The following is a 19003-nucleotide window of genomic DNA, read 5'->3' as shown; positions in this document are numbered from 1 at the left end:
TTTTAAAATTTTCTTCCATTTTTACCTGCGATGATAAATCTCAAAGCATTTAATCTTATAAAGCCTGCTGCATCTTTTTGATCATACACAGCATCTTCTTCAAAAGTACAATAAGCCTCGCTAAATAAGCTATCATTCGCACTTTCTCTGCCTATTACCATTACATTACCTTTATATAATTCAAGTTTAACTTTACCATTTACATATTTTTGTGACTCATCAATTAAGGCTTGAAGCATTAATCTTTCAGGCGAGAACCAATAGCCATTGTAAATTAAACTTGCATATTTTGGCATTAATTCATCTTTTAAATGTGCTGCTTCTCTATCAAGAGTGATACTTTCTATAGCACGGTGTGCTTTTAAAAGTATGCTTCCACCCGGAGTTTCATAACAACCTCTACTTTTCATACCCACATAGCGATTTTCAACAATATCAAGACGACCTATACCATGTTTTGCACCAAGCTCATTAAGTTTTGCCAAAAGTTGTGCGGGAGACATTTTTTCTCCATTAATAGCACATAAATCGCCTTTACTAAACTCAAGCTCTATCACTTCGCTTTCATTTGGAGTTTCTTTTAAATCTTTCACCCAACGCCACATATCCGCTTCAGGTTTAGCAGCAGGATCTTCAAGTACTAAACCCTCATAAGAAATATGCAATAAATTTGCATCCATAGAATAAGGTGACTTACCTGGCTTTTTAGCTATATCAATACCATGTTTTTGCGCATAAGCTAAAAGTTTTTCACGGCTATTTAAATCCCATTCTCTCCAAGGAGCAATAATGGCTAAATTTGAATTTAGCGCCAAAGCGCCTAATTCAAAACGCACTTGATCATTTCCTTTACCTGTTGCTCCATGACTAATAGCATCTGCATTAGTTTTATTTGCTATTTCTACCAAAGCTTTTGCTATCAAAGGTCTTGCTATACTTGTACCTAGTAAATATTCTCCTTCATAAATAGCATTTGCTCTAAACATAGGAAACACATAATCTTTTACAAATTCATCTTTTAAATCTTGAATAAAAATATTTTCTTCTTTTACACCCAAAGAAAGCGCTTTTTTTCTAGCAGGTTCAAGCTCTTCGCCTTGTCCAATATCTGCTGTGAAAGTTACTACTTCACATTTATACTCATCTTGTAGCCATTTTAAAATTATACTTGTATCAAGTCCGCCAGAATATGCTAAAACTACTTTTTTAATATCTTTTTTCATTGTCTTTCCTCTTTGTAAAAAAATGATTGTAAAATTTAACGAATTTAGCTTAATATAATGTAAAATATTTAGACATTTTATAACATTTTCTTGTATTTTTTGATAAAATATTTTTATGAGAATAGATAAATTTTTAAATGTAGTTAATATTACTAAGCGTCGTGCTATTTCAGAAGATATGTGTAAAAGTGGTGTAGTAAGTATAAATAATCAAGTAGTTAAAGCTAGTAAAGAAGTAAAAATTGGCGATGAAATAAGCATTAAATTTATAGAATATACCAATACCTATAAAGTCTTAGATATACCAACAACCAAAAGCATACCAAAAGCTATGCAAGAAAAATATGTGGTAAAAATCCAATGAAAGAAATGATTTTAAGCCAAAATGAGCTTTATAAGCTTTGTGAAATTTTACCTAAAAATGGAGTTATTTTACTTCAAGGGGATTTAGCAAGCGGTAAAACTACTTTAGTACAAAATTATGCTCAATTTCTTGGAGTAGAAAAAACGCTTAATTCCCCTACATTTTCTATCATGCAAGAGTATGATTTTCAACAAGGTAAAATGTATCATTACGATATTTATCAAGAAGGTTTTGATGGACTTTTAAAAAATGGCTTGATTGAAAATTTTTTTGAAGAGGGTTTGCATTTGGTAGAGTGGGGTGATGAAAAATTAAAAAAATATTTAGATAAATATCAAATTTTTAATATAATTTTACAAATCATTCCTTATGAAAATAAAAGAAAGTATATAATACATGAGTAAGCTAGAAGCTAGAAATTTAGAAAAAATCATTAAAAAAACTAAAATCATACACGATGTTTCGCTAGAAGTGCAAAGTGGAGAAGTTGTAGGACTTTTAGGGCCTAATGGAGCAGGAAAAACTACGAGTTTTTATATGATATGTGGACTTATTTTGCCAACAAGTGGACAGGTGTTTTTAGACTCACAAGATATCACAAAAGAACCACTTAATAAAAGAGCAAAGCTTGGCATTGGGTATTTACCTCAAGAAAGTAGTGTTTTTAAAGACTTAAGCGTAGAAGAAAATTTACTTTTAGCCGCCCAAGTAATATATAAGGATAAAAATTTATTAGAACAAAAGATAGAACAAATGCTAGAATTACTTAGCATAGAGCCTATTAGGCACAGAAAAGGTATGAGCTTAAGCGGGGGCGAAAGAAGGCGTTGTGAAATCGCAAGATCACTTATGTGTGATCCTAAATTTTTACTTTTAGATGAACCATTTGCTGGGGTTGATCCTATCGCAGTGAGTGAAATTCAAAGCTTGATTAATGATTTAAAAGCTATGAATATAGGTGTTTTAATCACTGATCATAATGTAAGAGAAACTTTAGCAATTTGCGATAGAGCTTATGTGATTAGAAGCGGAAGGTTGCTAGCTAGTGGTAATGCTAATGAAATTGCGCATAATGAAGATGTTAAAAAATATTATCTTGGAAGTGAGTTTAGACTTGAATAATGCTTAAACAAAAAACCTCTATAACGCAAAAAGCAAAACTATCGCAAACCTTAAGATCTTGGCTTCCTATATTGCAAGCTAATATTGAAGATCTAAAAGAAAGTTTAGATGAATTTGCTAAAGAAAATCCTTTTATAGAGATCAAAGAAAACTCAAGCATTACAAGCAATCAAAACAAGTATTATCAAGAGTATTTTAGTAAAAATACCACCACGCAAATGATTGATGCAAAAAGCTTGGAAGTAAAAAATGTATATGAACTTTTAAGCGAGCAAATCATACCACCGTTTTTTCCTACTAAAAAATCCCAAACCATTGCTGAAAAAATCATAGAATGTTTAAATCATGAAGGTTATTTTGAATATGATGAAGAAATTTTAGGTGAATTTGATCCTTTAGAAGTAGAAAAAATCAGACAAAGATTTAAGTATCTTGAGCCTATTGGAGTAGGTGCAAAAGACAATCAAGAAGCTTTTATTTTTGCACTAGAACATTTTGACTTAGACGATGAGCTTTATGAGTTTTGCAAAATGTTAATTTTAAATTTAGAAAATGCAAAAGATTTTATCAAAGATCCTTTGTATAAAAAAGCTATAGCGATAATTAAAAAAATCTCCATTCCACCTTTTTTGGAGTATTTTGAAGAGAGCATGGAAATCATTCCTGATATATTTATTTATCAAGAAAATGGTGAAATTAAAATTAAAATCAATGATAATTATTATCCTGAAATTGCTTTTGAAGCAGATGGTTTAGATCATGAGTTTTTAAGTGCTTATTTAAAAGATGCAAAAAATTTAATCGATGCACTAGCTATGCGTAAAGCTACCCTTTATAAACTAGGGCTTATGATTATAGAATATCAATATGATTTTTTCATGGGTGGGGACATCAAACCTATGCAGCTTAAAGATTTAGCACAAGATCTTGAAAGAAATGCTTCTACTATTTCAAGGGCAATTGCAAACAAATACTTAAGTTGTGATAGAGGTTTAATACCTTTAAAATCTTTCTTTACCACCGCAGTTGATGATGGCGAAACTTCTAATGCTACAATCAAAGATTTTCTTAGTAATTTAATTAAAAAAGAAAATCCTAAAAAACCTTTGAGTGATTTGAAAATTCTTGAACTCACTCAAAAAGAATTCCCAAGTGTGCAACTAGGGCGTAGGACTATCACTAAATATCGTATGCAACTTGGTATAGGAAGCTCAAGTGAGCGTAAAAAATTATATGAATTGATGTAGGAAAAGATGAATTTAGAAAGTATTTTTGAAAAAACCATAAAACAAAATGTGCGTTTAGTAGCAGCTAGCAAGTATGTTCAAGATGAACAAATTCGAGAGCTTTTTAAGCAAGGTGTTATAGAGTTTGGAGAAAATCAAGTCCAAGCTTTAGCTTTAAAAAAAGAAAAACTTCAAGATTTAGAAATCAAATGGCATTTTATAGGCAATCTTCAAAGTAACAAAATCAATCTTTTAATCAAACAAAACCCATTACTTTGGCAATCTTGCAATGGCTTAAAAATCGCCAAAGCTATAGATAAAAGACTTGATTATAAATTAGATACTTTATTAGAAATTAATACTGCTAATGAAAGTTCTAAAAGTGGTATAGAGCAAAATAAGGCCATAGAAGAGTATTTACAAATACAAGAAGAGTGTAAAAATTTAAACCTTACAGGCATTATGTGTATAGGCTCTATGGATGAGGAAAAAGTTCAAGAAAGCTTTGAGCAAACTTTTAAAATCTATGAAATTTTACAAAAACACGGGGCAAAAATTTGCTCCATGGGTATGAGTGGGGATTTTGAACTAGCTATAAAATGTGGTTCAAATATGGTGCGTTTGGGGGGTATTTTATTTAAATAAACCCCATTTGTTTTGCTTTTTCTATCATAAAATCTGCGCCATTTTCGCTTTTTAATCCTTGCAAGGCTATAGATTTTTCTTCTAATGAGAAATTTTCTACTAAATTTAAAAATTGATGTTTTTCTTCTTGGGTTAAAATTTCACATAAATTACGCTCTTTTAAATACAAAGCATTAAAATATTGATGATTTTTAGCCGCATATGGATAAGGAATAAAAATACAAGGAAGTAAATTTGCACTAAGCTCAAAAAGACTACTTGCACCTGATCTTGATATAGCTAAATCTGCTTTAGAAATTTTATCTATAATGTTTTTATCAAAATCAAAAAGCTCTACTTTGACATTTAAATCCTCATAAGCTTTTTTACATCTTTCATGATCATTCTTACCACATTGATGAATGATATTTATACCTTTTTCTTTAAAGTATAAAGCATTTTCTAAAGCAAGGTCATTAATAAATTTAGCCCCTTGAGAGCCGCCAAGAAAAATAATATTTTTTAATTCTTTTCTCACTCTTGCTTTTTGAGAAAAAATCTCGCTAATAGGATAAGGACAAAAGAAAGTATTTGTTTTGTTAATTTGATCATCAAAAGCAGTAAAAAAAGCTTTAGAAAAAGGTTTTAAAAGTGAATTTAAACTTCCTATTTTTGAATTTTGCTCATGGATTAAAAGTGGAGTATTTGCCATTAAAGCACCAAAAGCGCCTGGGGCACTGCTATATCCACCCACACTAAAAACTGCTTTAATATTATGTTCTTTTAAAATTTGTTTTGTTTTTCTTGCAAGTTTTAAAATATGTAAAAATGATTGAACTTTAGCTAAGCCTTTTTTATTAACAACGCCTTGGGAGCTTAGAAAATATTTTTTATAAAAACCATTTTCATTTTCAAACCAAAGTCTATCTTGGCCATTTTCACTTCCTATGTAAATACATTCTATGCCTTGTTTTCTTGCACTTTGCAATAAACATCTAGCTATAGCCAAATGCCCTCCCGTGCCTCCACCTGTAATTGCTATCATTTGTCCTCTTTATTTAGTTTTTCTTCTAAAAATTTAATTCTTTCCTCTAGTTTTTGAATTCTCTCTTTTTGACTTATTTGAAATTCTTTAATATAAGCAGGTATACCAATAGCTGTTAAATTTGCCCCAACATCTTTTAATACAACTGCATTTGAACCTATTTTTGCATTTTTACCTATGGTAATATTACCTAAAATTTTAGCCCCAGAGCCTATGATCACACCATCTTCTATAGTAGGATGTCTTTTGGTATTTTTATCTAAACTTGTGCCACCTAAGGTTACTCCTTGATAGATAATCACATCATTACCAATTATAGCTGTTTCACCTACTACCACACCTATTGCATGATCTATGAATATCCTTCTACCTAGCGTAGCTCCAGGATGCAAATCAACCCCTGTTAAAAACTGAGAAATTCCACTAATCATTCTTGCTATGCGTTTATAATTTTTGATATAAAAAAAATGCGCAAAACGATAATTTACCACAGCCCAAACACCAGGATAGTTAAAAACTAATTCCACCCAAGATCTATATGCAGGATCTTTTTGTTTTGGCATAGAAAAATCTTCTTTGATTAGTTTAAAAATACTCATTTAGAACCTATACTTTTTAAGTATCCATTATCATTTAAAAATAAATAAATTTCACCCAAAATATGTTTTTTTTGATTTTCATTTACAAGTTTTGAAGCATAAATTTTTTCATTAATATTGTCCATAATTGCATGCACATCATAATCAAGATCTTCTAAGGTATCTAAAATAGATTGAGCCTCTAGCACGCTTTCTACTTCAAAACCCTTTTCATTAATACTTATACAAGCTTCAGTTGGATGTGTAAAAAGATTATGCTTCATGCCAAGCACTTCTTGATAAGCTCCCACTAGGAAAAATCCTAAAAAATAATCTTCAGCTTCTACATCAATATCATGTAAAAACAAAGGATTATTTTTAGAATAAGAAATTTCTCCATCGCTATCACAAGTTATATCCCATATACTTGCACTTCTAGTTGGCTTTTTATTGAGTCTATCAAGTGGCATGATAGGGAAATTTTGCTCTAAACCCCAAAAATCAGGTAAAGACTGAAATACTGAAAAATTCACTAAATATTTTTCTTGCACTTCATTTTGCAAACTCGATAAATCAGCTTGATCACCCACCAAAGAAATAGCTTTTCTCATAATCAAATGTACTAAAATTTCACTATTTGAGCGATCTTGTAAATCTACATAACCCAAATCAAACAAGGTTAAAATACTCTCCATATGATCAATGCTATCATGTAAATACTCAAGTGCATTAGAAGCTTTAATGTTTTTATACAAATCATAAAGTTCATCAATAAGTTTTGGGTTTTTATCTTTTAATAAAAGCTTGCTTTCTGTGTATTCTTGAGAAAAAAGCTCTAAAACAGGCGCTACTAAAACAGCATGATTAGCTGCTACAAAACGCCCACTTTCTATAAAAATATCAGGCTCTAAATCTTTTTTTTGTTCTGCAATACCTTTTAAAATAAACACAACATCGTTTGCATACTCACTTAAGGTGTAATTTCTGCTTGTTTCGTTTTTAAACTGAGAGTATTCTACCGCTAAACCTCCACCAAGATTAATAGCTTTTAAATTTTTTGCCCCCATTTTTCTAAGCTCGGTGTAGATATTACCCGCTTCATTTAGAGCTTTTTTCAAAGGATGAATTTCAGTAATTTGTGAGCCTAAATGAAAATGTATCATAGTAAATTGCTCTAAAAGTTTATTAGCTTTTAAAAGATTTACCGCTTCAATAAGCTCAGTGGATGTTAAACCAAATTTTGAATTTATACCACCACTTTTTGCCCAAATTCCTACTCCAGCTGAATGCAAACGCACCCTTAAGCCTATATTTGGCTTTGGCTTAAAACGATTTTTAGCAATTTCAATCATTGCTTCAAGCTCATTAAGTCCTTCCATAGTTAAAGTGATATTATGACCCATTTCACACGCTATAAAGCCCATATTTATGAGTTCTTTATCTTTAAAGCCATTAACTGTTATAGGAGCACTTTCATTATTATAAGCCATAGCTAGTAAAAGTTCGGCCTTGCTTCCTGCCTCTAAGCCATAGTTGTATTCTTTACCTAGATTAACTAAATTTTTTACAAAACCTGGATATTGATTAACTTTTAAAGGATATACAGCGTTAAAAGAACCTTTATAGTTAAATTCTTTTTTTGCTTTAGCAAATTTATTATAAATTTGCTCAATTTGCTTATGGATTAAATGAGGAAAACGAAGCAACAATGGCCCCTTATAACCATCATCGCGCAAAGTATTTACTATATCTATAATGGCAGGTTTTTTACCATGATTTACACATACTTTGCCATTTTCAATGATAAAATTATTTGCACCCCAAATATTAATACCATAATCAATCATAACTCATTCTCCAAATTTGCTAATTTTATATTTTTAGTATCTTTATTTTCCAAATTTTTATAAAAAATCTCTTCTTTTTGCATTTCATCTTCACCTATACACAAAAAGATTTTAGCATTAGCATTATCTGCTTGGTTTAAATGCTTTGCAAGTTTTTTTGCTTCATAGCTTAAATATACTTTATGTTTTTTTCTTAAAGTATTTGCTAGTTTAAAAATAGTATCTATATAAGCTTCATCCATAGCACAAAGATAAATTCCTTCTCTTGATTTTACACTTTGTTTTTGCTCTAAAATAGCCATAATCCTTTCTATACCCATAGCAAAACCCACGCCATAGCCACTTTTACCATCTAAGTATTCAATCAATCTATCATATCTTCCACCACCTGCCACAGCAGCCTTTGCTCCGATTTCATCGCTAACAAACTCAAATGCACTTTTAGAATAATAATCAAGCCCACGCACTAATTTTTCATCACATTCAAATTCAACATCATTTTCTTTTAAAAGTTTTTGTAATTTTTCATAATCTTTCTTACAACATGAGCATAAATTTTCACTTAGTTTTGGCGCATTTTCGATTAAACCTTGACAATGATCATTTTTACAATCAAGCACTCTAATAGGGTTTAAGTCTTTTCTTCTTAAGCAATCTTCGCAAAAACCTTCTTTAGAATTTAAAAAAGCTATGAGTTTTTCTTTATATACACCCATACATTCTTTACAGCCTAAAGAATTAATTTTCAAACTTGTATGAATTTCTAAGCGTTTAAAAATTTCATTTAGCATTAAAATAATACTCGCATCCTCATACACACTTGCTATACCAAAGCTTTCTACACCAAATTGATGAAATTCACGCAATCTTCCTTTTTGTGGTCTTTCATAGCGAAACATAGAACCATGATAAAACCATCTTTTAACACTTTGAGCCTTATCCATTTTAGCTTCTATGTATGATCTTACCACCCCAGCTGTCCCTTCAGGCCTTAAACACACTTCATTGCCTGCTTTATCAACAAATTCATACATTTCTTTGCCAACTATATCAGAGCTTTCTCCAACACTTCTTTTAAAAAGCTTAGTAAGTTCTAAATGCGGACAATTAATAAAAGTAAAACCATAGTTTTTAGCTACTTCTTCACAAGTTTTTACTACTTTTTCATAAAGAGTAGCTTGATCATCTTGTAAATCTTTCATTCCTTTTAAAGCATTAATCATCTATAAATTCCTTAATCTTTTCATGTAAAATTTCAATACTCAAAGAAGCATCTAATTTTAAAATTTTTATATCTATCTTAGTTTTTAAAAACTCTAAAGTTTCTTCTAGGGCATTTTGTATATTTAAAAAATATTCAACCCCTCTTTTTTCAATACTATCTAGATCTTTTTTAGAAAGTCTTTTTGCGATAAGCTCTTTAGAGCCATGCAAAAACACAACCTTTTGTGGAAAAAGTCCACCTGTGGCAAAAGAATTTAACTCAAATAAAATATTTTGATCAAAATCACATCTTGCATAAGCCATATTAGAAATAAAACTACGATCTGAAATGATAAGTTTGTTTTTATTTTGTGCTAAATGTATGTCGATTAAATTTGCTCTATCTGCCAAAAAAAGCAAAAGCTCAGCCTTTTTAGAAAAATGTATTTTGCTTTCTAATAAAATTTTTCTCAAATGCACTCCAAGCTCACTTCCACCTGGTTCTTTAGTAAAAAATGCATTATGAAAATATTTTTTTAAAAGTTCTATCTGTGTGCTTTTACCCACACAATCAACCCCTTCAAAAGCTATATACAATCTCTCTCCTTTAATAAAGGTATAATTTCTTTTGGCACAAGCTTGCTCACATCACCATTATGGGCACAAATTGATCTTACTATGGAGCTTGAAATAAAAGAATTTTTTAAATTTGGCATAAGATATATAGTTTCAAAATCTTCCCAAAGCATGTGATTTGCATAGCCAAGTTGTAATTCATACTCAAAATCACTCACCGCTCTTAAGCCTCTTATAATGATATTTATTTGCAAATTTTTAGCAAGATCTACTAGTAAGTTATCAAAAGTTGTAATTTTAACATTTTTTAAGTCTTTTGTAGCAATTTTTACCATTTTTTCTCTATGCTCTAGACTAAACATAGGCTTTTTACTTTCACTTTTAGCTATAGCAACTACCACCTCTTCAAACATCTTGCTAGCTCTAATGATAACATCTAAATGTCCATTAGTGATAGGATCAAATGTTCCTGGGTATATACAACTAGCCATCATTGCCACCTTTGGTATAAATTATGCTCAATATTTGCTAAATCAAGCCATTTTCCTATGATAAATTCATATAATTTTTCTAAATTATCAATCTTAGCATAACTTGCCATTACAGGAGGAGAGATGATAACTCCATAGCTAGAAAGTTTAGCCATTTGTTCTAAATTTAAAGTAGAATAGGGCATTTCTCTTACTCCAAGTATGAGCTTTTTGCGTTCTTTTAAAGCCACTCCTGCAGCTCTTGTAAGTAAAGTATCATTTATACCGCAAGCAATTTTTGCTAAAGTATTAATCGAGCAAGGTGTGATAAAAGTCGTTTCTATGCCAAAAGATCCGCTTGCTACGCATTGACTAATGTCTTCATTATCTAAAAAATTTACATGCTCAAGCTCAAATTTATCTTTTATGTGTTGCAAAAAGTCTATATTTTGCAAAAGGGAATTTTCTTTTATAAAGCTTATTTTTGCATTTTTACTCACAATAGCATAAATTTGTCCTTTTTCTTTTAAATGTTTTAATAATAAAAAGCCAAGCTCGCAAGAACTAGCTCCGCTAATACCTACTAAAATTTTTCTCATTTTAGCTCCACATAATTTTTACTAATAACTTTACCATGCACGACTTTTCCATCTTTATTTTTAAGGCGAATTCTTTGGTTTAAATTCCCACTTTGCAAGGCTTTTAATTCTATCATCATGCTTAAATCCCCATCTTTGATAATACCATAAACAGAATCATTTCTTTGTATAAGGGTTTTGGTTTTAAACATATTATATTTTAAAATCATATTTTCTCTTATATTGCTTTTGGCTATTAAATTTGCGATTTCATCTTTTTTTAATACACCTTGAGGGGCTTTATCAAAAGGAATTTTTAAAATTTTAAAACTAGCAGGACTTAAATTTTCATTACGCGAAATAGGACGCGTAGTTTGCAAAACTTCTAATTTTGCCTTTAAAAAATACTTAAAAAATATATTTTTTTTAAACTGCTCTGGAGTTTTAAATTCAGCCTTTATAAAACCATCGGCTCTATCAAAATTATGATTACCTAGCTTTAAAAAAATATATTGATTAAAATCAGCAGGCAAACTTGATTGAGTGTTAAGATCCAAAGAAATGATTTCTAACTGCGGATAATTTATTTTAAATTCTTTAATCAAAGCTAATTTTACTTCATCAAAATTCGAAGCAAAACTTAAAGTATAGAAAAATAAAACTAGAATGATTTGTTTAAAAAACAATACAGCAACCTCTTATATAAAATATATTAATTATATAATACATCAAAAAAGTTTGATTTTAGTTAAAAGAAGTGGAGCGGGAAACGAGATTCGAACTCGCGACCCCAACCTTGGCAAGGTTGTGCTCTACCCCTGAGCTATTCCCGCATTTTGAAAGTAGAGTGTGATTTTATCAAAACTTTATTTTATTGTCAAGTTTTTAAAATTAAGGAATGTTTTTTGCTTGTGATTATTAAATTTTAACAAGGAGCAACTCATGCAAGTAAATGATAAAAATAGTCCGCTAGCCTTAAACAATATGACAAAAATCAAAGAAAAAAACACATCTTCAGATGAATTTCAAGCTACACTTAATGCACTTAAAGACAAAGAGGAAAAAGAGTATAAAAAAGATAGCAACAATGCTTTTAGTAATACAGATTTAAATATAGGTTCAATTTCTAAAGATTATAGCGTATATGCTTGGGAGAAATTACGCCAAAGCAAATACCAAAAAAATGAAGAAAATATCTTAAACAATCTTTTTAAAACTTTAGATAAAGCAAGAAGTTAATCATTCAAAATAGGGTAGTGCAATACCCTATTAAATTTTTAAAACTTTAACTTCTTGATCTTTTACTAATTTTGTATCATCAATTTGCGTGATTAAAATATGCGTGTTTTCACATAAAGGTTTTAGCATACCTGAGCCAAATTTAGCTTCACTTGGTTTAAAATACCCATCGACTAATTTTCCAAAAGCAAAATCATTTCTTTGACCTTTGAAATTTAAATCTTTAGTCAATCTTGCTTTATCAATTTCCAAAAGTTCTTTACCATAAAGTAAATTGAGTATATTTTTTGCAAAAATATGCGTTGAAACTAAAGAGGCTAAAGGATTTCCCGGTAGGGCTAGAAAAAGCATATCGCTTTTGCTAAAAAGTTTTACATGCTTACAAAGTTTAGCATTTACTTTTTCAAAAATAGGGCTAAAATCACACTCAAGTAAAGCTTGTTTGATAAAATCAGCCTCACCCACGCTAGCTCCACCACTGCTTACAAGCATATCAAATTCTTTATTTTCTAAAAGCTTTTTATATGCATTTAAATCATCTTTTATAAGTCCCAAATACTCAACATCAGCATAATCTTGCAAAAGAGCATAAATTCCAAAAGCATTTGCATTATATATGCTGTATTCATCAGCATTTTCCCAAGGTTCTACAAGCTCATCTCCACTTGAAAAAATCCCAACACGCAATTTTTTAACGACATTTAACTCATAAATTCCTTGAGCAGCGAGCATAGCTACCATGCCTGAAGTGATTTTTTGCCCCTTTTTAAACAAAAGTTCTCCAAGCTTTGCTTCCTCGCCTTTAAAGCGGATGGCATTGTTTTCTTTAGCATTTTTGGCATTGAGCTTTTCATCTTCAAGCAAAGCTTCTTCAAACATTAAAATAGTATTTGCATTTTGAGGAATTTTAGCTCCTGTCATAATTTTATAGCATTCATTTTTTTCTAAAATATAATCATTTTTATCGCCTGCTAAAATGCTTCCTTTTATTTTTAGCAATTCATTCTTATGTGTATAATTTAGTGCATAACCATCTAGGGCAGAATTATCAAAAGCGGGTAGGTTTTTTTTCACAAAAACATCTTCATATAAAATACACCCCAAAGCTTGTGTCAAATTTACTTTTTGAAATTCATTTTTTGTTTTGATTTGTTCTTTTAAAAAATCTAAAGTTGCAAAAATATCTCTCATTCTTCAAGCCTTCTTATACTTGCGCCTAGTTTTTTAAATTTTTCTTCTAAATTTTCATACCCTCTATCAAGATGATAAATTCTATGAATTTTACTAGTTCCCTTAGCTGCTAAAGCCGCTAAAATCAAAGCAGAAGACGCACGCAAATCAGTAGCCATAACATCAGCTCCCAAAAGCTCTTTAGTGCCATTTATAGTAGCAATATGCCCGTTTAATCTTATATCAGCTCCCATTCTTAAAAGCTCACTTACATGCATAAAACGATTTTCAAATAATCTTTCATCAATAATACTTGTACCATTTGCTTTTAAAGCTAAAGCCATAAATTGTGCTTGCATATCCGTTGGAAAGCCTGGGTATTCGCTAGTTAAAATTTCAACTGGTTTGATTTCTTTAGCAGGATTTATACTAATACTATCTTCATTAATATCAAAGCTAAAACCCATTTGCCCTAGCTTTGCCAAAACTGCACTAAGATGGCTTGCATTGACTTTTTTTAGAGTGATTTTTGAGTTAGTGATAGCTCCTGCACACAGATAAGTTCCTGCTTCAATACGATCAGGAATAATTTCAAAAGGTTTAAATTCTAAAAGTTCTCCACTTGTGCCATAAATTTCAAGTTCAGAAGATCCTATGCCTTGTATATCAAGCCCGGCTCTAGCTAAAACCTCACAAAGTTGCACCACTTCAGGCTCTTTAGCAACATTTAAAAGTCTAGTTTTACCATGAGCTAGGGCTGCTGCCATAATGATATTTTCACTGCCTGTAACAGTGATTTTATCAAACATCACATCAGCACCCCTAAGCCCTCCACTAGCTACTACATAGCCTTGTTTAATCTCAATATTAGCTCCCATTTTTTCTAAAGCTAAAAGGTGTAAATCAATAGGGCGTTGGCCTATAGCACAACCTCCCGGTAAAGAAACTTCACAATTTCCAAATCTAGCTAGTAAAGGCCCTAAGGTAAGTATAGAAGCACGCATTTTACGCACGATGTCGTATTTTGCTATGGTTTTATTTAAATGTTTTGTATTTATTTTTGCAAAATTGTCTTTAAAAGTATAATTTGCTCCTAAATTTTCAAGTAAAGAAAGTAGGGTACAAATATCTGCTACATTTGGTAAATTTGAAATTTGCACTTCATTTTTAGCTAAAATACTTGAAGCTATCAAAGGAAGTGCAGCGTTTTTTGCACCACTTATTATCACTTCTCCATTTAACTTTTCAACACCATCAATCTCTAAATAAGTCATTAATTTTCCTTAAAATATATACATAATGATATAATAATATTTTACTACAAATATTATATAAATTAATAAGATTAAAGGTGTTTTTTGGGAGTTTTTCTAGTCATACTTGGTGGGATATTTTGGGCCATAAGTGGGGTTTTGGCTGAGTATTTGTTTAAAAATCATTATTCTACTGAATGGGTAAGTTTTTATCGTTTGCTTTTTACCGGCGTTATTTTAATAATTTTGGGTGCAAAAAATTTCAAATTAAAATTGCTAAAGCAAAAACAAGAACTTAGCTCTCTTTTAATTTTTTCTATCTTTGGTTTATTGATAACTCAATATGGTTATTTTAAAGCTATTTATTATACCGATGCAGGAACTGCCACGATGATACAATACAACGCACCATTAATCATAATGCTTTTTATGTGTTTTAAAAATAAAATTTTTCCTAAAAAAGTAGAACTAATCGCTTTGTTTTTAATACTTTTTGCTTTATTTTTACTTATAACAAATGGAGATATTAATACATTAAAACTTGATATAAGAGGTATTATTTGGGCTTTTTTTGGAGCTCTTGGAGTAGCGTTTTATTCTTTGAGTGCTAGGCTTATCATAGCAAAATATGGCTTATTTTTAATTATGGGTTTGGCTAGTTTATTTGCTTCTTTTTTGCTTTTTGTATTATTGCAAGGAAATATCCCAAAACATGATTTTTCTTTAAATTCCTTTTTGGCTATGAGCGCGATTGTATTTATAGGCACAATAGGGGCTTTTTGTTTATATTTAAAAGGAGTTGAATTAATAGGGGCTTTTAAAGCTAGTATGATAGCTTGTATAGAACCCGTGGCTGCTGCTTTTATGAGTTTTTTATTTTTAGGAACTATTTATAATGTGATTGATCTTTTTGCTTTTGCTTTGATCATTCTTAGTGTGTTTTTAAATGCCAAAAAACACTAAGAATAAGTGATTAAAAAATACTAGATAAAACTATCTAGGTTCTATCGTGAAGTTTTTTGGCTACCTCTGCAGCTAATTTTAGCTTTTCATTATCAAAGTGCGTATAAATTCTTGAAGTATTTAAACTCGCATGCCCTAGTGCTTCTTGGACTAAAACTAAATCTTTTTGTTTTTTATAAAGTAGGGTAGCAAAAGTATGTCTTAACATATGAGCTCCGTTTTTTTGCTTGCGAATTCCTGCTTTAAATAAAATTTGTTCTACTATACGCGAAACATAAGCTTGGGTTAGGGCTTTGCCATTGCGATTGACAAATAAAAGTCCATCATAAGAAAGATAATTTACCCTTACATCTTTTAAAAGATGTTCTATAAGCTCTTTTTTAATCATCACAACGCGGTATTTATTACCTTTAGCTCTAATGCGTATAATATAAAGATCATTTTCTTCGCTAATATCTTTTAATTTTATATTAATAGCTTCACTAACCCTAATTCCTGTAAAAATGATGATTTTAATAATCAAGCGATTGCGTATGGTATTACTTTTAAAATCTGTATTATCAATAGCATCTAAAAATTTACTCACTTCATCTTCACTCATATACTCAGGTAGCTTAACTCCCTTAGAACCACTTATACCCGCCCAGTTTTTAAGGTTGATATCAAAAATATGAGCTTTATTTTCTTCTTCATTTTGTTTATCTAAAAATGCAAAAAAATTAATCACAGCTATACGGTAGTTTTTCTTACTCGCATCAGACAAAGAAGCACTAATACTTGCTAAAATTTCTACTAAAAGCTCTTCATCGATTTGTTTTAGCGAATAAAGCTTGTAAAATAACAAATACTCATAAAGTTTTTTCAAAGGATTAAAATACGTATTTACACCGCTAAGTCCTGCATTTCTTGCTTTTTTTACATAAGCATCAAGCTCTTGTATATTTTTAACACCCTTGCTTAAGGCTAAATTTACTACAGCCAAAGCTTGAGGGTCTTTTAATTCCTTATTTGATAAAGAATTAAGCTTAAATTTCACATATCTACAAAGCCAAAATAAAAATGACCTTTCAAAATTTTCTTCACAATCTAGAGGATATTTCATCACTCATTCTCCAAAGCTTTCAAAGTAGCCATTTTAGCATGGATATATGCACTATCAAATAGCTTTTTAGAGCTTTCTTTTATAATCAAACCAAGTTCAGTACAACCCAAAATCACTCCTTGAACCTCCGAAAATTGAGCAATCAAATCACATAAATATCTTTTTGATTTTTCATTTATAATACCTTTGCAAAGTTCATTAAAAATAATATCATTAAGCTTTAAAATATCATCATTTTTGGGAATAAAAACTTCAATCTTTGAGTTAATTAAAAGTTGTTTATAAAAATCTTCTTGCATAGTGTATTTTGTCCCTAATAACAATACTTTATCGATATTTTGCTCTTGAAGTTCTAAAAGCATAGCTTTAGCTATATGTAAGATAGGAATTTGAATGTTTTTTTGTATATTTTCATAACATTTATGCATAGTATTAGTGCAAATTAATATAAAATCAACTCCACTTTTTTGCAAAAGTAGGGCATGTTGGGTTAAAATTTCACTTGCTTTTTGCCAATCATTCTTTCGTTGACATTCTTCTATTTCTTCAAAATCAACGCTAGTTAAAACTATCTTAGCACTATGTAATTTTCCTAATTTTTCATTTATTAATTTATTGATAATTTCATAATAACTAAGTGTGCTTTCATAACTCATTCCGCCTATTAAACCTATGGTTTTCAATTTTTTTCCTTTTAAAATTAATATAAAAATTATAAAAAAATCTTACTTAAAAAATATCAAGCTATAATTATAAAAACAAAGATAGGGTGATGATATGTTTTTTAAGAAAAAAACCGCGCAAAAGCAAATAAAACAAAACAATATTTCAAAACAAGATAATACTTTAAATAATGACTTTACACAAGAAAAAAGACTTTACGAATTTAGAGAAAATATGAAAAAACTTAGCAAAAATGAAAATAGTGCTAAACTTTTAGCAAAACAACTTTCAAGATTGATTCAAAAATCCAAATAAAATCAAAAACTCCACACAAGTTAAACTTTTGTATTAATTTCTTTTTTTACTCATCATTTTAACTTTTTTAGTCTATAAAAATATTTTAACTTAAACTTAATATATATGTAAAATTATATGATAAATAGTAAAATATTGAAATTATATATATTTTGTATTGAAAACTATAATTTTCAAACTTTTATATTTATCTGTTTATACATAAGTAAAATATATTTAAAAATACCTATAATATAGTATTTTAAAGCATTTTATTTTTTGGATGAAAATAATTTATCCATAAAAAAATAAGTATAATTTTTTGAAAAATATTATAAGTTATTTTATGCAGCTATAAAAGACTAAAGATGTATATTTTTCATTTCAACTAAATTTTAGTTTATATTTTTGCTTAAATAAATTTGAAGTTTAAAAATGTAGATTAGTTATTTTCTTGACTTTTAGGATAATCAAAAAACACAACTTCCCCGCTGTGTTCTTTTATATCTTTAAATTCTTTTATATCAAATTGCATACATAAAATAGCAGAAGTTGGAAAGTTTTCTAAATCTATATGAGCTAGATACTCACAAAGTTCTTGCAATAAAGGATTGTGCATAATTAGCACTACCCTACTCTCTTTTGATTCTTTTATAAAATTTAACACATCCTTTAAATTACCATCATAAAAGCTTTTTTCTATCTTGATATCTTTTTCTTTTAAAGAAAAGCTTTTGCAGAGTTTTTGTGCTGTTTTTATACAGCGCTTAGCAGGACTTGAGATAATGCTTTGAGCTTTAAATTCTAAATCCTTAATCCTATAAATCATAGTTTTTAAATCATCTTTTCCACTAGAACTAAGTTCTCGTTGTAAATCTTGATCGTAATTTTCTTTTTGAGCTTTAGCATGACGAATAAAATAGATATATTTCATCTTATAACCTTAAATTTACCCAAAGCATATCCACATATAAAGCCAAAAATATGTGCATACCAAGCTATATTAACACCCATAAAAATAGGCACAAAACTCATTAACAATATAGCCACAATAAGTCCTTTGGTGGCGGTTTTATCCAAATATGCATAATACCCCATTAAAACACATATAGCACCACTTGCACCCACTACATTTACAAAACTACCATCAAAACTTAAATACACATAAAAAGCACTAAGCAAAGAGCAAAGAATTCCACCGATTAAATAAAGCAAGGCAAATTTAAAACTTTTTAAGTATTTTTCAAGCATAGAACCAAATTGAAAAAGCACTATCATATTTAAAATCAAATGAGGCCAATTTCCATGCATAAATATTGAGCTTAAAATTTGCCAGTAAAATCCTTGAAAAAAAAATAAATTTAAACCCAAAATAGTATCTAAATTTAAAGAACCAAAATAAAGATAATTTACAAAAATAAATACAATAACATTAAAAGCGATTAAAAATGAAGCTACCATTG

General features: G+C 29.7%; 23 protein-coding genes and 1 tRNA gene. 8 read left to right on the top strand and 16 right to left on the bottom strand.

The window, feature by feature from the left end:
• Window positions 1–2: 2 nt before the first annotated feature.
• Window positions 3–1223, bottom strand: a complete 1221-nt coding sequence (locus tag L8X97_RS01275; protein WP_263662442.1) for an argininosuccinate synthase — start codon at window positions 1221–1223, stop codon at window positions 3–5.
• Between the two features lie 115 nt (window positions 1224–1338).
• Here L8X97_RS01275 and L8X97_RS01270 point away from each other — a divergent pair, with 115 nt between their 5' ends.
• Genes L8X97_RS01270 through L8X97_RS01250 form a run of 5 tightly spaced genes read left to right on the top strand, consistent with a single transcriptional unit; the run spans window position 1339 to window position 4580 of the window.
• The gene (locus tag L8X97_RS01270) at window positions 1339–1587 is read left to right on the top strand and encodes an RNA-binding S4 domain-containing protein (RefSeq protein WP_066007995.1); all 249 of its coding nucleotides are present in this window, start codon (window positions 1339–1341) and stop codon (window positions 1585–1587) included.
• A complete protein-coding gene (tsaE, locus tag L8X97_RS01265; protein ID WP_133318901.1) occupies window positions 1584–1991 on the top strand; it encodes a tRNA (adenosine(37)-N6)-threonylcarbamoyltransferase complex ATPase subunit type 1 TsaE in 408 nt (135 codons plus the stop codon). The genes L8X97_RS01270 and tsaE overlap by 4 nt, the downstream gene beginning before the upstream one ends.
• The gene (gene lptB, locus L8X97_RS01260; protein WP_039618272.1) at window positions 1984–2709 is read left to right on the top strand and encodes an LPS export ABC transporter ATP-binding protein; all 726 of its coding nucleotides are present in this window, start codon (window positions 1984–1986) and stop codon (window positions 2707–2709) included. Before tsaE ends, lptB begins: the two co-directional genes overlap by 8 nt.
• On the top strand, window positions 2709–3956 hold the full coding sequence (locus L8X97_RS01255; RefSeq protein WP_263662441.1) for an RNA polymerase factor sigma-54: 1248 nt from the start codon (window positions 2709–2711) through the stop codon (window positions 3954–3956). The genes lptB and L8X97_RS01255 overlap by 1 nt, the downstream gene beginning before the upstream one ends.
• Window positions 3957–3962: 6 nt before the next feature.
• Window positions 3963–4580, top strand: coding sequence for a YggS family pyridoxal phosphate-dependent enzyme (locus L8X97_RS01250; RefSeq protein WP_263662440.1), 618 nt, complete (start codon window positions 3963–3965; stop codon window positions 4578–4580).
• Here the strand turns inward: L8X97_RS01250 and L8X97_RS01245 are convergent.
• From L8X97_RS01245 to L8X97_RS01205, 9 genes are all read right to left on the bottom strand, one after another.
• Entirely contained in the window at window positions 4573–5604 is a 1032-nt protein-coding gene (locus L8X97_RS01245) for a UDP-N-acetylglucosamine--N-acetylmuramyl-(pentapeptide) pyrophosphoryl-undecaprenol N-acetylglucosamine transferase (protein WP_263662439.1), read from the bottom strand. The genes L8X97_RS01250 and L8X97_RS01245 overlap by 8 nt on opposite strands.
• Window positions 5601–6203 carry a serine O-acetyltransferase gene (gene cysE / locus L8X97_RS01240; RefSeq protein WP_133318905.1) on the bottom strand — a complete coding sequence of 201 codons (603 nt, stop codon included), beginning with the start codon at window positions 6201–6203 and terminating at the stop codon, window positions 5601–5603. The genes L8X97_RS01245 and cysE overlap by 4 nt, the downstream gene beginning before the upstream one ends.
• On the bottom strand, window positions 6200–8029 hold the full coding sequence (gene speA / locus L8X97_RS01235) for a biosynthetic arginine decarboxylase (RefSeq protein WP_263662438.1): 1830 nt from the start codon (window positions 8027–8029) through the stop codon (window positions 6200–6202). The genes cysE and speA overlap by 4 nt, the downstream gene beginning before the upstream one ends.
• Window positions 8026–9252: a histidine--tRNA ligase gene (gene hisS, locus L8X97_RS01230; protein WP_263662437.1), complete on the bottom strand. Its 1227-nt coding sequence runs from the start codon at window positions 9250–9252 to the stop codon at window positions 8026–8028. Before hisS ends, speA begins: the two co-directional genes overlap by 4 nt.
• Window positions 9245–9829 (bottom strand): dTMP kinase, encoded by a 585-nt coding sequence (gene tmk, locus L8X97_RS01225; RefSeq protein WP_263662436.1) that lies wholly within the window; start codon window positions 9827–9829, stop codon window positions 9245–9247. The genes hisS and tmk overlap by 8 nt, the downstream gene beginning before the upstream one ends.
• Entirely contained in the window at window positions 9820–10299 is a 480-nt protein-coding gene (gene coaD / locus L8X97_RS01220) for a pantetheine-phosphate adenylyltransferase (RefSeq protein ID WP_263661347.1), read from the bottom strand. The genes tmk and coaD overlap by 10 nt, the downstream gene beginning before the upstream one ends.
• Window positions 10299–10877: a UbiX family flavin prenyltransferase gene (locus tag L8X97_RS01215; RefSeq protein ID WP_263661346.1), complete on the bottom strand. Its 579-nt coding sequence runs from the start codon at window positions 10875–10877 to the stop codon at window positions 10299–10301. Before L8X97_RS01215 ends, coaD begins: the two co-directional genes overlap by 1 nt.
• Window positions 10874–11542: a flagellar basal body P-ring formation chaperone FlgA gene (gene flgA, locus L8X97_RS01210; protein WP_263662435.1), complete on the bottom strand. Its 669-nt coding sequence runs from the start codon at window positions 11540–11542 to the stop codon at window positions 10874–10876. The genes L8X97_RS01215 and flgA overlap by 4 nt, the downstream gene beginning before the upstream one ends.
• Before the next feature lie 72 nt (window positions 11543–11614).
• Window positions 11615–11689, bottom strand: a tRNA-Gly gene (locus tag L8X97_RS01205).
• A 109-nt stretch (window positions 11690–11798) separates the two neighbouring features.
• On the opposite strand from L8X97_RS01205, the gene L8X97_RS01200 reads away from it, so the two are divergent.
• Window positions 11799–12095: an invasion antigen C gene (locus L8X97_RS01200; RefSeq protein WP_039668370.1), complete on the top strand. Its 297-nt coding sequence runs from the start codon at window positions 11799–11801 to the stop codon at window positions 12093–12095.
• 30 nt (window positions 12096–12125) lie between these two features.
• On the opposite strand, the gene L8X97_RS01195 is transcribed toward L8X97_RS01200, so the two are convergent.
• Window positions 12126–13286 (bottom strand): molybdopterin molybdotransferase MoeA, encoded by a 1161-nt coding sequence (locus L8X97_RS01195; RefSeq protein WP_263662434.1) that lies wholly within the window; start codon window positions 13284–13286, stop codon window positions 12126–12128.
• Window positions 13283–14539 carry a UDP-N-acetylglucosamine 1-carboxyvinyltransferase gene (gene murA / locus L8X97_RS01190; RefSeq protein WP_263660325.1) on the bottom strand — a complete coding sequence of 419 codons (1257 nt, stop codon included), beginning with the start codon at window positions 14537–14539 and terminating at the stop codon, window positions 13283–13285. Before murA ends, L8X97_RS01195 begins: the two co-directional genes overlap by 4 nt.
• A gap of 84 nt (window positions 14540–14623) precedes the next feature.
• Between murA and L8X97_RS01185 the strand changes: the two genes are divergently transcribed.
• The gene (locus tag L8X97_RS01185) at window positions 14624–15481 is read left to right on the top strand and encodes a DMT family transporter (protein WP_263662433.1); all 858 of its coding nucleotides are present in this window, start codon (window positions 14624–14626) and stop codon (window positions 15479–15481) included.
• Window positions 15482–15515: 34 nt separating this feature from the next.
• Here the strand turns inward: L8X97_RS01185 and L8X97_RS01180 are convergent, their stop codons facing one another.
• Both L8X97_RS01180 and L8X97_RS01175 read right to left on the bottom strand, forming a co-directional pair.
• A complete protein-coding gene (locus L8X97_RS01180) occupies window positions 15516–16583 on the bottom strand; it encodes a tyrosine-type recombinase/integrase (protein WP_263662479.1) in 1068 nt (355 codons plus the stop codon).
• Window positions 16583–17266, bottom strand: a complete 684-nt coding sequence (locus L8X97_RS01175; RefSeq protein WP_263662432.1) for an aspartate/glutamate racemase family protein — start codon at window positions 17264–17266, stop codon at window positions 16583–16585. The genes L8X97_RS01180 and L8X97_RS01175 overlap by 1 nt, the downstream gene beginning before the upstream one ends.
• Window positions 17267–17360: 94 nt before the next feature.
• Between L8X97_RS01175 and L8X97_RS01170 the strand changes: the two genes are divergently transcribed.
• Window positions 17361–17561: a molybdenum cofactor biosynthesis protein gene (locus L8X97_RS01170; RefSeq protein ID WP_263662431.1), complete on the top strand. Its 201-nt coding sequence runs from the start codon at window positions 17361–17363 to the stop codon at window positions 17559–17561.
• Between the two features lie 421 nt (window positions 17562–17982).
• On the opposite strand, the gene L8X97_RS01165 is transcribed toward L8X97_RS01170, so the two are convergent.
• Entirely contained in the window at window positions 17983–18474 is a 492-nt protein-coding gene (locus L8X97_RS01165) for a SixA phosphatase family protein (protein WP_133318916.1), read from the bottom strand.
• Window positions 18471–19001: a rhomboid family intramembrane serine protease gene (locus L8X97_RS01160; RefSeq protein ID WP_133318917.1), complete on the bottom strand. Its 531-nt coding sequence runs from the start codon at window positions 18999–19001 to the stop codon at window positions 18471–18473. Before L8X97_RS01160 ends, L8X97_RS01165 begins: the two co-directional genes overlap by 4 nt.
• Between the last annotated feature and the right edge of the window lie 2 nt (window positions 19002–19003).

This window comes from Campylobacter sp. CNRCH_2013_0671h (assembly GCF_025773055.1).
Classification (GTDB): domain Bacteria; phylum Campylobacterota; class Campylobacteria; order Campylobacterales; family Campylobacteraceae; genus Campylobacter_D; species Campylobacter_D lari_D.
Note: the sequence above shows the minus strand (reverse complement) of the source record. Positions and strands in the feature narration are given on the sequence as shown.